This is a genomic window from Sphingomonas sp. PAMC 26605, assembly GCF_000241485.1.
GTDB lineage: Bacteria > Pseudomonadota > Alphaproteobacteria > Sphingomonadales > Sphingomonadaceae > Sphingomonas.
The window spans coordinates 3847707-3862054 of sequence record NZ_JH584241.1; the positions used below are offsets into that span (position 1 = coordinate 3847707).

Genomic DNA, 14348 nt, shown 5'->3' on the forward strand with positions numbered 1-14348 from the left:
TTAAAGACTTACGATGCGCTCGGCCTCTTCGAGATGGAGCCGCTCGACCATCTCGCCCTCGACGCGAATTGCGCCCTTCGCTGCATTCTTCGGCAACGCGAACGCTGCGATGACCGCCTGCGCCCACGCCACGCGCTCCGCCGAGGGCGCGAACGCGCGGTTCGCGGGCGCGATCTGCGCCGGATGAATCAGCGTCTTGCCATCGAACCCGAACGCCGCACCCTGCGCGCATTCGGCTGCGAGTTCAGGCGTATCGGCGAGCACGTTCGACACCCCATCGAGCGCGATCAGGCCATGCGCTCGCGCCGCGGTGACGATCGCGGTGAGGTGCGGCAGCAACGGCAGCCGGTCGGCTCCCGGCGTGCAGCGCATGTCCTTGGCAAGATCGTTAGTGCCCGCGACCAGACACGCCAGCCCCGGCGCTGCGGCGATCGCTGGCAGAGCGAGCATCGCAGCACAGGTCTCGATCATCGCCCAGAGCGGCACGCCACCAAGCTGCGCACGCGCCAACGCGAGATCGCCCGGTGCCGACACCTTGGGCAGCAACACCGCGTCGAAGCCAGCGTCCGCCGCCGCCGCGAGATCGGCCTCGCCCCATTCGGTATCGAGCCCGTTGACGCGCAACACCAGCCGGCGGGCGCCGAAACCGCCCTCTGCCGCTGCGACGATCGCCTGATCGCGCGCCGCAGCCTTCTGTTCGGGCGCGACCGAATCCTCGAGATCGAGGATCACCGCATCGCACTCGAGCCCGCGCGCCTTGACGATCGCCCGCATGTTGGACGCGGGCATGAATAGCGCGCTGCGGATCCCGCTCACTGCGTCGTCGTTACCGGCTCGCGCCGCACGGGCGCGGGCGCATCCTCCCAGCCCCCGCCGAGCGCCTTGAACAGGCTGATCTGCGCATCCGACACCGCCGCATCGGATTGCGCGAGCGCCGCGCGCGCGCTCGCCCGGTCGCGCTCGGCCTCGATCAACAGCAGGAAGCTATCGGCGCCGTAATCGAAACGCAGCTGCGACAGTTGCGCGGCGGCGCTGCTCGAAGCCTCGCCGCGGCGCAACGCGGCGTTGCGATCGAGTTCGCCGGCATAGCGCGCCAGCGCCTGCTCGACTTCCTGCAACGCGGTCAGCACGCGGCCATCGAAGGTCGCGAGACTCGCATCGGCCCCGGCGCGGGCCTGACGAATGCGCGCGCGCGCGATCGTCTGGTTGGGGAAGCTCCACGAAATCAACGGGCCGGCGGAATAGGTCACCGCGCTGCCCTTGAACAGCTGGCTCCCGCGCTGCGCATTGAGGCCGATCGCGCCGAGCAGCTGGATCCGGGGATACAGATCGGCGACCGCGATGCCGATCCGCGCGGTATCCGCGGCGAGCGTACGCTCGGCCGCGCGAACGTCGGGCCGGCGCGCGATCAGCGCGGCGCCGTCGCCGATCGGCAGAACCGAGGTGACGCGCGGCGGCGTCTTGCAGGCGTCGGCGGCGGCATCGATCTGCTCGGGCGGAAGGCCGGTCAGCACCGCCAGCGCATAGAGCGAGGCGCGCCGCTCGGCCTCGAAGCCGGGGATCGTCGCCTGGGTCTGCGCGAGCAGCACGTCGGCGCGCTCGACATCGCGCCGCGTGCCTCGGCCGGCGTCGAACAGCGTGTTGGTGAGCGCGAAGGTGCGCTGCTGCAGCTGCACCGTCTCGATCGCGACCGATCGCTGCGCGGCGTTGCTGCAGGCGGACGCATAGGCGCGTGCCGTCTCGGCGGCGACCGATACGCGCGATGCGTCGAGCTGCGCCTGCGCGGCGGCGACATCGCCCCGCGCTGCTTCGATCGCGCGCGTGATCCCGCCGAACAGATCGACCTCGTACGACGCGTCGAAGCCGAGCCTGAAGCTGTTGTAGCGGAAGGTCTGCTGCGCCGCCGTACCCGTCGAACCGCCCGTGGTGCCGCCGCTCGCGCCGCCAGCTGCGATGCCGCCGGTCCCGACGCTCGCGAGGTTGGCCTGGCCGCGCGTATATTGCCCGCTCAGATCGGTCGTCGGCAACCGCGCCCCGCGCTGTTCCTCGAGCACCGCGCGCGCGCGCGCCAGATTGGCGGCCGAGACGCGGACATCGGTATTGTGCGCCAGCGCATCCGCGACCAACCGGTCGACGACCGGATCGTTGTACAGCCGCCACCAACGCTCGGGCAGCTGGGTCGGCGTGACCGCCGCGCTCTTGCCCGCCTCGGCGAAGCTGCCGCCGGTGGCGGGCACCGGCGTGCTCGGCTTGGTATAGTTCGGCCCCACGACGCACGCCGACAGAGCGAGCGCGGGAAGGACGGTCAGGATGCGCTTCATGCCGGCGTCTCCTCGGGCGCCGGACGCGGCGTCTGGGCCCTTTCCTTCCGGCGCGGGATCTTGGACGACACCCAATCGCCGAGCGTCCGGCTGATGACATAGAAGGTCGGCGTGAAGAGCAGGCCGAAGGTCGTCACGCCGATCATCCCGAAGAACACCGCGACGCCGAGCGCCTGGCGCATCTCCGCGCCCGGACCCGAGCCGATCACCAGCGGCAGCACGCCGAGGATGAAGGCGATCGAGGTCATCACGATCGGGCGCAGGCGCTGCTCGGCGGCGTGGATCGCCGCGTCGTGCATCTCCATGCCCGCCAGCTCGTTCTGGCGCGCGAACTCGACGATCAGGATCGCGTTTTTCGCGGCGAGGCCGATCAGCACGACCAGCCCGATCTGCGTCAGGATGTTGTTGTCGCCACCGAAGATGTTCACGCCGACGATCGCCGCGAGCAGGCACATCGGCACGATCAGGATCACCGCGAGCGGCAGCACGAGGCTTTCATAGTTCGCCGCTAACAGCAGGAAGACGAACAACACCGCGAGCCCGAACGCGATCGCCGCGGTATTGCCCGCCTGCTGCTGCTGGAAGGCGAGCTCGGTCCATTCGAAGCTCATGCCCCTTGGCAGCGTCTCGGCGGCAAGCTTCGCCATCGATGCCAGCGACTGCCCCGACGAATAGCCGCGCGCCGTATCGCCCTGCAGCTCGGCCGAGGGATAGAGGTTGTAGCGCACCACGCGGTACGGCCCGGCGTCGTTCTTGAGTCGCATCACCGCGTCGAGCGGCACCATGTTGCCGGCCGCGGACCGCGTCCGCAGATGGCCGACATCGGACACCTGGTCGCGATACGGCGCATCGGCCTGCGCCGTGACGCGGTAGGTCCGGCCGATATAGTTGAAGTCGTTGATATAGGTCGACCCGAGATAGGTGCCGAGCGTCGAGAAGACGTTGGCGACGGGTACGCCGAGCTGTTCGGCGCGCTCGCGGTCGATATCGGCGAAGAGGCGCGGCGTACGGGTGTTGAAGGTGGTGAAGGTGCTCACCAGACCCGGCGTCTGATTGGCCTTCATCATCATCGCGAAGGCCGCGCCTTCGAGCGCCTTGTAACCGAGGTTGGTGCGGTCCTCGATCAGCATCTTGAAGCCGCCGCCGGTGCCGATCCCGCGGACCGGCGGGGGCGGGACGACGAGGATGTTACCGTCGGTGATCCCGGCAAAGGCCTTGCGCAGTTCGTTGGCGATCACGTCGGCCTTGCCGCGCTGACCGAACGCCTTGAGCGGGATGAACATCGCCGCGGCGTTGGGTGCGGTCGAGAAGGTCGCACCATCGAGACCTGCGAAGGCCACGGTATCTTCTGCGCCCGCATTGGCGAGCGCGATCTTCGATGCGCGCTCCATCACTTCGGTGGTCCGTTCGAGCGAGGTCCCCGGCGGCATCTGAATGACACCGATCAGATACCCCTGATCCTGCGCCGGGATGAAGCCGCCCGGCGTCACCGAGAAGCGCCATCCGGCAAGCCCGATCAGGCAAAGATACACGATACCGACGAGCAACAGCGAGCGTACCGCGCGCGCGGTATATTTGCCGAAGCGTCGTGCGAGACTTTCGAAACCGTTGTTGAAGCCGCGCGCGAAACGTCCCGGCAGACCACGGACACCCGGCTTGGGCGCCGCGTCATGCTCTTTCGGCTTGAGCACCAAAGCGGCGAGTGCGGGCGACAGCGTCAGCGAGACGAACGCCGAGATGATCGTCGCGGCGACGATCGTCAGCGCGAACTGCTGATAGAATTGCCCCGAGATGCCGGGGATGAAGCTCGTCGGGATGAACACACCGGCAAGCACCAGCGCGATCGCGATCAGCGCGCCCGACACTTCGTCCATCGTCTCGTGCGCGGCCTCGCGTGGACTGAGGCCTTTTTCCTCCATCAGGCGCTCGACGTTCTCGACGACGACGATCGCATCGTCGACGACGATCCCGATCGCCAGCACCATGCCGAACAGCGACAGGTTGTTGAGGCTGAAGCCGAAGCCGGCGAGCACCGCGAGGCTGCCGATCAGCGACACCGGGATCGCGACGATCGGGATGATCGAAGCGCGCCAACTCTGCAGGAACAGCAGCACTACAAGCGCGACGAGCACGATCGCCTCGCCGAGCGTATGGTACACCGCGTTGATCGAGTCCGCGATATAGTCGGTCGGATTGTAGGGGATCGAATATTTCATCCCCGGCGGGAAGCTCTTGGAGGCCTCAGCGATCTCCTTCTGGACCGCTTCCGCCGTGGTCAGCGCGTTCGAGCCCGGCAGCTGGGTGATGCCGAGCGCGGTCATCGGCTTGCCGCTCAATCGCGCGTTGATCGTGTAATCCTGCGCGCCGAGTTCGATCCGCGCGACGTCGCGCAGCCGCGTCAGCCGTCCCTGGTCGTCGCGCTTGATCACGATCTGGCCGAACTGGTCGGGCGACGACAGGCGGCCCTGCGCCTGAATCCCGAGCTGGAACGCCGCACCGCCCTTGTTGAACGGCGGCGCGCCGACCGACCCGACCGCGACCTGCGCGTTCTGCGCGCGGATCTGCGTGACGATCTCGTCGACGGTGAGGTTGCGCGAGGCGGCGAGATCGGGGTCGATCCACACGCGCATGTTGTAATCGCGCCCGCCGAACGAGCGGACCCCGCCGACGCCGGGAATGCGCGAGATGCGGTCGATGATCTGCGTCGTCGCGTAGTTCGAGATATATTGGTCGGACAGCGTGCCGTCGGTCGAGGTCAGCGCGATCACCAGCAGGATGTCGGGCGAATTCTTGAGCACCGTCACGCCGATCTGGCGGACCTGGTCGGGCAGCCGCGGCTCGGCGGTCGAGACGCGATTCTGCACGAGCACCTGCGCCTGATCGACGTTGACCCCCTGCTTGAAGGTCACGGTGATCGAGATCTGGCCGTCGCCGGTGTTCGACGACGACATGTAGAGCATGTTCTCGACGCCGTTGATCGATTCCTCGAGCGGTGCGGCGACGGTCTCGGCGAGCGTCTCGGCGGTCGCGCCGGGATAGCTCGCGGTGACGACGACGGTCGGCGGCGCGATCTCCGGATACTGCGCGATCGGCAGCGTCGGATAGGCGACGATCCCGAAGATCACGATGAGCACCGACATGACCGCCGCGAAGATCGGGCGCTCGATGAAGAAATGGGGGAATTTCATCGCAGGCGCTACTTCGCGGTCGCGTCGGATGCGGGGGGCGCGGTGTCGGGTTGCGAGCTCGGCGCGGTATTCGCCGCGCGCGGCTGCATGGTCACCAGTTTGGCGCCGACCGGCGTGCCCGGCTGGAGGTTGGTGATCCCGGTGATCACGACATGCTCGGTCGGAGCGATGCCGGTCTTGACGACGCGCAGCCCCTCGACGAGCGGCCCGGTATCGACCGGGCGCTGGACCGCCTTGCCGTCCTTGCCGACGACATAGACGAGCTTGCGCGTCTGGTCGGTGAGGATCGCCTCGTCGGGGACGAGCATCGCGTGATAGGTGCCCGAGCCGAGCAGGCGCGCACGGCCGAACAGGCCGGGCGTAAGGAAGCCGTCCGGGTTGGAGATCACCGCGTGCGCGCGGATCGTGCCCGAGTTGGGATCGACCGCATTATCGACGAACTGCATATGGCCGTGCCAGCGGAAGCCGCTTTCGTCGGCGAGCTGGACGTCGACCGGATTGGGCGTGGTCCGCGACGAGCCGCGTTCGCCGGTCTTCGCCTGACGCAGATATTTGAGATAGAAACTCTCGGCGCCGTCGAACGTGAACCAGATCGGATCGGTCGAGACGACCCGGGTCAGCACGGTGGTCGCGTCGGTCGCGTAATTGCCCTTGCTGACGCGACGGTCGGACACGATCCCGGTGATCGGTGAGCGGACCGTGGTGAAATCGAGGTTGAGCCGCGCGGTACTTACGTTGGCGTTGGCAGCACCCAGATCGGCCTGCGCGCTGCGGACCGTCGCGAGCTTGGTTTCATATTCTTCCTTGGCGATCGCCTGTGCGGCCAGCAACTTGTCGGCGCGGGCGAGCTCGGAACGCGCGTTAGTCAGCGCGGCCTGCGCCTTGGCGACCTGCGCACGCGCCTGGGCGAGCGCGGCGGCATAGGGGCGCGGATCGATCGTGAACAAGGGTTGGCCCGCGCGGACGTGCTGACCGTTGGCGAAAAGGATGTTGTCGATCGTCCCCGACACGCGCGGGCGCAGCTCGACGTCCTGGATCGCCTCGAACCGGCCGACATATTCGTCCCAATCGACGACGTCGCGCTGCAGCGGAAGCGCCACCGAAACCTGCGGCTTGGGCGGCGGCGGCGGCGCGCTCTTCGAGCACGCCCCGAGCGCGACGAGACTGGTCACGGTCAAGAGCGAGCGAACCGAGCGCGTAAGCTTTATCATGTACGTCTTCCCCACGACCCTGGCCGGCTGCAATCCACCCTCGTCCAGGCGACCCGCGCGTGTTGGCGGATTCACGATCTTGCGAGCCTAAGTGCGACCGTCGATGCTGCAAAGCAAGAGGCGCGCACGAAACATTTAACTTCTATCTGGACACATTATTGTAATATACTTAATTATTCCGAGGTAAGTCCTCTTTGGCGCCACCACGCTACGGCCTTGCGACGGCGCCGTTTTTCATAATCCATCGAATATGGTGCACCGCATCGATTGCCTTGGTCGGATCGCCCCGCACCGCGATCAAATCGGCAAGCAGCCCGGCGCGCACGGCGCCGCGATCGGGCAGGTGAAACGCCGTCGCATTGCCCGAGGTCGCCGCGATCACCACTTGCGCGACCGGCATTCCCGCCGCCGCCATCAACACCATTTCGCGCGCATTCTCGCCATGCGCGAACACGCCGACGTCGCCGCCCATGCAGATCGGCACGCCCACCGCGCGCGCCGACGCGAACGCGGCGCGGCTCTGTGCGACCGCTTCGGGCACCGGGTCGCCGCCGGTCCAGCCGCGATAGCGCGCCACCGCATCGGCGGCGGCGAGCGTAGGACACAAGGCAATGTGCCGCGCCGCCATCGCGCGGAAAATCTCGGGCGTGCCGCCATAACCATGCTCGATCGTGTCAGCGCCCGCGGCGATCGCGCGGCGCATTCCCTCGGGCGTCGCGGTGTGGACTGCGACGATACGGCCGGCATCGTGCGCCGCCGCGACGGCGGCGGTCATCTCGGCGGTCGAGAAGGTCGGACGGCTCGGTTCGCCCGGACGCCAGCGATAGTCGCCATAGAGTTTGACTACGTCGGCGCCGGCCGCGATCTGCGAACGGACGACGCGGACGATATCGTCGACCCCGCTCGCTTCCTCGGCACCCTGCGGGATGACGAGCCCCGGCTCGAACCCTTTGGGGCCATAGGCGCCCTTGGCGACGATCGCGCGCGTCGCGACGAGCAACCGTGGTCCGGGCACGATTCCCTGCGCTATCGCCTGACGCAAGCCGACATCGGCATAGCCCGCGCCTTCGGTGCCGAGATCGCGCTCGGTGGTGAAGCCCGCGCGCAGCGTCGCCGCCGCTTGCGCGACCGCGCGCGCGGTGCGCAACGCGAGCGGCTCGTGGAGCACCTGATCGTCCCAGCTCGTCTCGTTATAGGGGTGGAGAAAGAGGTGGCCGTGGCCTTCGATCATGCCGGGCATCAGCGTGTCGCCGGGCAGGTCGATCGTCTCGGTCCCGGCCGGCACCGCGAGCGATGGGCCGACGGCAGTGATGCGGTCTCCGGTGACGAGCACTTGCCAGCCGGGATGCGCCACGGGTTCGACCCCATCGAACACCGCCGCAGGACGCAGCAGGATCGCGTGCGGCGTGGTCGGCTCGGGGGCCGTGCCACCGAGGGCGAGCGGCGCGAACAGGATTGCGGCGATCGCCCATTTCATCAGACTGCTCCCACGATCAATTGTCGCCGCGAGCGATGCCCGATAGCGTTGCGCCCATGGATAGACTCACCCGTCGCCCGCGCAACCTGTTCGCTCTTGCAGCCCTGCTCGCGGTCGCCGCGGCCCCTGCCCCGCCCCCCGGCGAGCAGGCGCGCTGGCGCGGCGAGGCGGCACGCGTCACGATCACGCGGGATACGTGGGGGATCGCGCATGTCATGGGACGCAGCGACGCCGATGCGGTGTTCGGCGCGATCTATGCGCAGGCCGAGGATGATTTCGGCCGGATCGAGGCAAACTACCTGACAGCGCTCGGCCGCACCGCCGAAGCGGAGGGCGAAGCCGCGATCTGGGCCGATCTGCGCCAGCGATTGTATGTCGATCCGGTGGAATTGCAGGCGCAATACCGCGCCAGCCCGGCCTATCTGCAGACTTTGATGGCCGCCTGGGCCGACGGGCTGAACTATTATCTCGCGACGCACCCGCAGGTCCATCCCAAGGTGCTGACCCACTTCGAGCCGTGGATGGCCTTGTCGTTCACCGAAGGCAGCATCGGCGGCGACATCGAGCGGATCTCGCTTCCTGACCTCGCCGCTTTCTATGGCGACAAGACGGTCGCGGTCGCCGCCGAGGATGCCGGCCCGCTCCCCCGCGAACCGCGCGGATCGAACGGCATCGCGATCGCGCCGAAGAACACCGTGAACGGGCACGCGCTGCTGCTGATCAACCCGCACACCAGCTTCTACTTCCGCTCCGAACTGCAGATGACGAGCGGCGAAGGTTTGAACGCCTATGGCGCGTCGACCTGGGGACAGTTCTTCATCTACCAGGGCTTCAACGAGCAAGCCGGGTGGATGCATACGTCGTCGGGCGTCGACAATGTCGACGAATTCGCCGAGACCATCCACGAGCACCGCGCCGGTCCGATGACCTATCTGTCGGGCAAGGAAGACCGCCCGCTCACGTACAGACTGATCACGATCGCCTACCGCAAAGCCGATGGGACGAACGCGACGCGACACTTCACCACCTACGCCACGTCCCATGGCCCGATCGTCGCCGAGCGCCGTAACGGATGGATCGCGCAGGCGCTGATGTGGAAGCCCGTCCCCGCGCTCGAGCAAAGCTGGCTGCGCACCAAGGCGCACGATCTCGCGAGCTACATGCAGGTCGCCGAGCGAAAGGCGAATTCGTCGAACGACACGCTCTTCGCCGATGCCAAGGGCGAGATCGCCTATCTGCACCCCCAATTCGTGCCCATCCGCGACGACCGCTTCGATTATACCAAGCCCGTCGATGGCGCCGACCCGGCGACCGACTGGCACGGGCTGCACACGATCGCCAGCCTGCCAAACGCGATCAACCCGGGCGTCGGCTGGGCGCGCAACACCAATGACTGGCCGTGGAGCGCCGCAGGAACCGACAGCCCCAAGGCGAAGGACTATCCGCGCTACATGGACATGGTCGGCGAGAACCAGCGCGGCGTGCATGCCGACCTGCTGCTTACCGGGCGCCACGATTTCACCCCCGAACGGCTCATTGCCGCCGCGTATGACAGCTATATGCCGGCGTTCGCGGCCCTGATCCCGCCCTTGGTCAAGGCCTATGACGCGCTCCCGCCAACCGATCCGCGCCGCGCCAAGCTCGCCGCGCCAATCGAAGTTCTGCGGAACTGGGACGATCGCTGGGGCCCCGAGTCGGTCGCCACCACCCTCGGCGTGCTGTGGGCCGGTCAGATGTGGCGCGAGGTCGGCAGTTTCGTCCAGGCCGAGCAGATCAACGTGCCCCGCTATATCGCGACGCGCGTCTCCGACAGCGCCAAGCTCGACGCGCTGGCCGGTGCGGTCGACCAACTGACGCGCGATTTCGGCGACTGGCGCGTCGGCTGGGGGCGGATCAACCGCTTCCAGCGGCTCGACGATGCGATCGCGCCGCATTTCGACGACGCCCGCCCGAGCATCCCGGTTCCCTTCGCCTCGGCGCAATGGGGCAGCCTCGCCTCGTTCGGCGCGAAATTCTATCCCAATACCACCAAGCTCTACGGATCGAGCGGCAACAGCTTCGTCGCGGTGGTCGAGTTCGGCCCGAAGCTGCGCGCCTGGGCGGTGACCGCCGGCGGCGAAAGCGGCGATCCCGCCTCGCCGCACTTCGCCGACCAGGCGGAGCGCTATGCCACGGGCGCATTGCGGCCGGTCTATTTCTATCCCGAGGATCTCGCCGGCCATGTCGAGCGGCGCTACCGCCCGGGCGAGCGCTGAGCCGCCTACCAGGCGACCGACACGCCGAGCCGGATATTGCGCGGGCGCAGCGGCGTCGTCTGCTGGCGCGAGGCGAGGATCAGCGGATTGCCGAGCGAGAAGCGGTTGGCGCTGGCATTGGTGAGATTGTCCCCCGCCAGCGTCACGTCGAACTTGCGCCAGTGCCAGGCGAGATCGGCGTCGAGCACGGCATAATTGCCCTGGCTGACATCGAGGAAATCCCCGGTGCCGAGCACAGACCGCCCGACATAACGCCCCGACGTGCCGATGCTCAGCGTCGAGGCGTCGCGTAGCGTCCAGCGATAGCTCAGCCCGGCGTTCCCGGCGAACGCCGGCGTCTCGGGCAAGCGCCGATTGGCCTTGACCGAGGATTGCGCGAGCGGCCCGTCGACGACGTTGTGCGTGTAGAGGAACGCGAAATTGGCGTGCAGCCCGCGCACCGGCACCCAATCCCCCGTCGCCTCGAGCCCGATAATGTCGGCGTTGCCGATATTCACCGTATAGGGCTGGCCGCGTCGCGAATAGAGATCGGCCTGGATGTCGCGCCAGCGCGCATAGGAAGTCGCGACGGTCAGCTCGAGTCCGGTCGCGCCGGTGCGCTGCTTGCGCATCCCGGCCTCGACCACCGCGATCGAATCGGAACCGAAATCCTGCACCCGCCCGATACCGCTGGCGACCGCGAGGCCGCCGGTGCGGTACCCCGACTGCAGCCGCGCGAACAGCGCGAGCCGCGGCGCCACCAACCATGATGCGGCGAGCGTCGGATCGATCCGCCGCGTCGCGCGCCCCTTGACGAAACTGTTGCTGCGCGGCGCTACCGACGGCTCGCCGTCGGTGCGAGCGCTGGTCACGCGCGCGCCGCCGGTCAGCGTCAACCGCTCGGTGACCGGCCAGTTGGCCTCGCCGAACACCGAGAAACTGTCGGTCCGATTGCTCACGCCGATGATGTCGCGCGGCTGGTCCGGCACGCCGAGCGCGCGCGCCTGAACGTCGCGATCCTCAAGAAAGGCGAGCCCGACGAGCCAGCCGACCCTGTCGGGCACCGCGCGCGACAGCCGTGCCTCTTGGACGAACAATTTGTCGGTCTGCTCGGTGGTATAGACGGTCGGCCCGGTCGCACCGATTGCGCGCGAGGCATCGAACGTGTCGAAGGTGCGCAGATCGACATAGCCCGTCGCCGAGACCAGATCGAGCCCGCTGTCCCAATGCTTGCGCACCACGCCGCGCGCGAGCTTGATATGGCTGCTATACGGCTGGGCGAGCACCGAACGCCGCTCGAGCGGACCGCTCATCGTCTCGGCATATTGCGCGTCGGCCGCGTCGATCGTCTGCCCGAGCGCACCGAGCTCGATGCTCCAGCCATCGCCCGGCGCGATCGTCAGCGCCGCGCGCCCGCCGAGCCGGTCGGCACGATTGATATTGCCGAGCCCGCGCATCGAATCGGTGATGTAGCCGCCGTCGCGCTCGCTATAGCCGACGATGCGCAGGCCGACGCGATCGGTCAGGATCGGCAGGTTGATCATCCCCGCCGCGTCATACCCCGCCTCGCCGCCCTGCGTCGCGGTAACGCCGCCGCTGAGCGAGGCGTGCGCCGTGGCGAGATCGGTCGGGTTCGGCTCGAGATGGATGATCCCGCCGATCGCGCCCGAACCGTATAGCGTGCCCTGCGGCCCCTCGAGCACCTCGACGCTCTTCATGTCGTAGAGGTTGAGGCTCGGCTCGGGGCCGGCAAAGCCCAAGGGGACTTCGTCGAAATAGAGGCTCGCGGTCGATTGCGTCGGGCCGTTGAAGCTGCTGTCGGCGATGCCGCGGATGAAGATCTTGTTGCGCCCTTCGCCGAGCTCGGTGTTCTGCAGCACCGGCGTATCGCGCGCGACATCGTCCATCGTCACCGACCGCGCCGCGAGCGAACCCGGCGCGAAGCCGCCGACCAGCAGCGCGCTGCCCGGGAAGCGCAGCAACGTCGAGCCCTGCTTGCTCGCGGTGACGATGATGTCGCCGGTGTTCTCGGGTTCGGCGACGCGCTTGCGCGCTGCCGGCCGGGGGCGTGGCGCAGCGACCGTGACGGGCGCGCGCACGATCCGATAGCTGCGCGCATCGATCGCGATCGCGCGATACCCGGTCCCGTCGAGCAGACGCCGCAGCGCCTCGCGCGGCGGCATCTGACCCCGCACCACGCGCGCTCGGATCCGCGCGAGTCCCGATTCGGTACTGATGATGTCGAACCCGCTCTGCTGCGCGAGCGTGGTCAGCGCGCGATCGAGCGGCTCGGCGGCGATCGAAACGGATACGCTTTGCGCGCTCGCCAACGTCGGCAGCGCGGCAGAAAGAACGATCGCAATCGGTGCGGCGGTGCGCAGTGTCTTACCGAGGCGAGATAAACCACCGCTCGCCATCGTGATGCCACTCAGCCCCAACCAATGCGGCCAAATGCGGGACATCCCGCGCAGCCGTCCCCGTCAGGCGGACCATGCCGCTAAAGGGACGCTGCGACAAGCTCGAGTCGATCGTGAGCGAGACACCGTCGAGCCGCAGCACCGCGCCCGCGACGCGGCCGAACGGCTCGCCCGCAAAGGCGATCGCGCCGCTGCGCCAAGCGCCGACCTTGGCCGCATCGACCTTCGAGACGGTGATGCCGCCGACTTCCTCGTCGACCGTCGCCGCCGCACCGGCGCGCAATGCGACCGCTTCGCGCTGCGGCTGAAGCAGCACCGAGCCTTCGGCAACCTGAATCGCGAGCCGCTTGCCGTCGCGCTCGACGTTGAACACAGTTCCCACGTCCTGGACGACCTGGGTGCCCGACCGCACGGTGAAGGGCGCCCCTGCGTCGTGATGAACATGGAAGGTCGCCTCGCCCGACTCGAGTGTCGCGATGCGGGTGTTGTCATGGTCGAGCAGCAGGCGGCTCGCGCCGTTGAGTTCGATCCGCGTGCCATCGTTGAGGGCGATGTCCCGCCGCTGGCCCGGCTTGGTCTCCACCGCGTAAGGCGACGCGGTGCCCCTCAGCCCGAGCGGAACGACCATCAGCGTAAGGCACGCAGCGGCCGCGACGGCAACGCCGCCCCCTGCCCACGCCCAGGCGCGGCGTCGTGGCGCGACGCCAACGGGCGGCGCACTTGCTTCGGCGGGGGTCGCCGCCGGGAACACTTCAGGATGGTCGGCGAGCGCCGCCATGTCGAGCGCGACGGCGTCGAACGCACGCGCATGCGCGGGATCTTCCTCAAGCCACGCCACAAAGGCGTGCCATTCCTGATCGCTCATATCGTCTTGGCGGAGTTGCCAGTCGATGGCGCGATCGACGATGTGCGCTGCTTCAGCGGTCACGATTCGATTCCCCTTCGCTCGATAGACGATGTGGGTGCTCGGAATCCGCCTCACTCGCGGCCTTATAGTCTTGTATTTCTTTGACTGCCCTGCGCAACAGCTTTTCGACCCCGCTCAGCGTCATGCCGAGCCGCGCGGCGATCTCCTTCTGCGGCACATCCTCGAGCCGGTAGAGTCGCAGCGCGGTGCTCATGCGTTCGGGCATCGACGCGAGCGCTCGCTCGAGCCGCGCGAGGCGTTCGCGGTCGAGCAAATGGCGCTCGATCGTCGGTTGCTCCTCGGCGGCGGGCTGGACTTCCATCCAGGCGGTATCTCGAGCGCCCGCGCGCGTTGCGGAGATCCGCCGGTCGGAAGCGTGGTTGGCCGCCATGCGATACAGATAGGCCGCAGGCTGCGCCACCGGCTGGCCCGCCGGAAGCTGATCGAGCTTGATCCACATGTCCTGCAGCGCGTCTTCGGCATCGGCGCGATTACCGAGCCGGGCGACCAGCAAACGCAGCAGCATCGGCTGCTCCGCCAGGAACACGGCCTTGAGACCGCTTTCGTTCACCGAATCGCCGGGGTGTGGGCCA

9 protein-coding genes are annotated in these 14348 nt (G+C 67.9%); 1 reads left to right on the plus strand and 8 read right to left on the minus strand.

Features of this window, described 5'->3' with window-relative positions:
- The 5 genes from RH90_RS17915 to RH90_RS17935 all read right to left on the minus strand — a co-directional run bounded on the left by RH90_RS17915 (position 1) and on the right by RH90_RS17935 (position 8197).
- Positions 1–816: an HpcH/HpaI aldolase/citrate lyase family protein gene (locus tag RH90_RS17915; RefSeq protein ID WP_010187689.1), complete on the minus strand. Its 816-nt coding sequence runs from the start codon at positions 814–816 to the stop codon at positions 1–3.
- On the minus strand, positions 813–2321 hold the full coding sequence (locus RH90_RS17920) for an efflux transporter outer membrane subunit (protein ID WP_010187691.1): 1509 nt from the start codon (positions 2319–2321) through the stop codon (positions 813–815). Before RH90_RS17920 ends, RH90_RS17915 begins: the two co-directional genes overlap by 4 nt.
- On the minus strand, positions 2318–5509 hold the full coding sequence (locus RH90_RS17925) for an efflux RND transporter permease subunit (protein WP_010187693.1): 3192 nt from the start codon (positions 5507–5509) through the stop codon (positions 2318–2320). The genes RH90_RS17920 and RH90_RS17925 overlap by 4 nt, the downstream gene beginning before the upstream one ends.
- Positions 5510–5517: 8 nt before the next feature.
- A complete protein-coding gene (locus RH90_RS17930) occupies positions 5518–6720 on the minus strand; it encodes an efflux RND transporter periplasmic adaptor subunit (protein WP_010187695.1) in 1203 nt (400 codons plus the stop codon).
- 208 nt (positions 6721–6928) lie between these two features.
- The gene (locus RH90_RS17935; RefSeq protein ID WP_010187697.1) at positions 6929–8197 is read right to left on the minus strand and encodes an amidohydrolase family protein; all 1269 of its coding nucleotides are present in this window, start codon (positions 8195–8197) and stop codon (positions 6929–6931) included.
- Positions 8198–8253: 56 nt separating this feature from the next.
- Between RH90_RS17935 and RH90_RS17940 the strand changes: the two genes are divergently transcribed.
- Entirely contained in the window at positions 8254–10452 is a 2199-nt protein-coding gene (locus tag RH90_RS17940; protein WP_010187699.1) for a penicillin acylase family protein, read from the plus strand.
- Positions 10453–10457: 5 nt separating this feature from the next.
- Here RH90_RS17940 and RH90_RS17945 read toward each other — a convergent pair whose 3' ends face one another.
- The 3 genes from RH90_RS17945 to RH90_RS17955 are packed head-to-tail and all read right to left on the minus strand — an operon-like array spanning position 10458 to position 14326.
- Positions 10458–12893, minus strand: coding sequence for a TonB-dependent receptor domain-containing protein (locus tag RH90_RS17945; protein WP_232280382.1), 2436 nt, complete (start codon positions 12891–12893; stop codon positions 10458–10460).
- Entirely contained in the window at positions 12817–13776 is a 960-nt protein-coding gene (locus tag RH90_RS17950; RefSeq protein WP_010187703.1) for a FecR family protein, read from the minus strand. The genes RH90_RS17945 and RH90_RS17950 overlap by 77 nt, the downstream gene beginning before the upstream one ends.
- A complete protein-coding gene (locus RH90_RS17955; RefSeq protein ID WP_010187705.1) occupies positions 13766–14326 on the minus strand; it encodes an RNA polymerase sigma factor in 561 nt (186 codons plus the stop codon). The genes RH90_RS17950 and RH90_RS17955 overlap by 11 nt, the downstream gene beginning before the upstream one ends.
- Positions 14327–14348: the final 22 nt, after the last annotated feature.

Coding starts and splice junctions, on each gene's coding strand:
- RH90_RS17920 (WP_010187691.1), bottom strand. CDS start 2,321: ATGAAGCGCATCCTGACCGTCCTTCCCGCGCTCGCTCTGTCGGCGTGC.
- RH90_RS17925 (WP_010187693.1), bottom strand. CDS start 5,509: ATGAAATTCCCCCATTTCTTCATCGAGCGCCCGATCTTCGCGGCGGTC.
- RH90_RS17940 (WP_010187699.1), top strand. CDS start 8,254: ATGGATAGACTCACCCGTCGCCCGCGCAACCTGTTCGCTCTTGCAGCC.
- RH90_RS17945 (WP_232280382.1), bottom strand. CDS start 12,893: ATGTCCCGCATTTGGCCGCATTGGTTGGGGCTGAGTGGCATCACGATG.
- RH90_RS17935 (WP_010187697.1), bottom strand. CDS start 8,197: ATGAAATGGGCGATCGCCGCAATCCTGTTCGCGCCGCTCGCCCTCGGT.
- RH90_RS17930 (WP_010187695.1), bottom strand. CDS start 6,720: ATGATAAAGCTTACGCGCTCGGTTCGCTCGCTCTTGACCGTGACCAGT.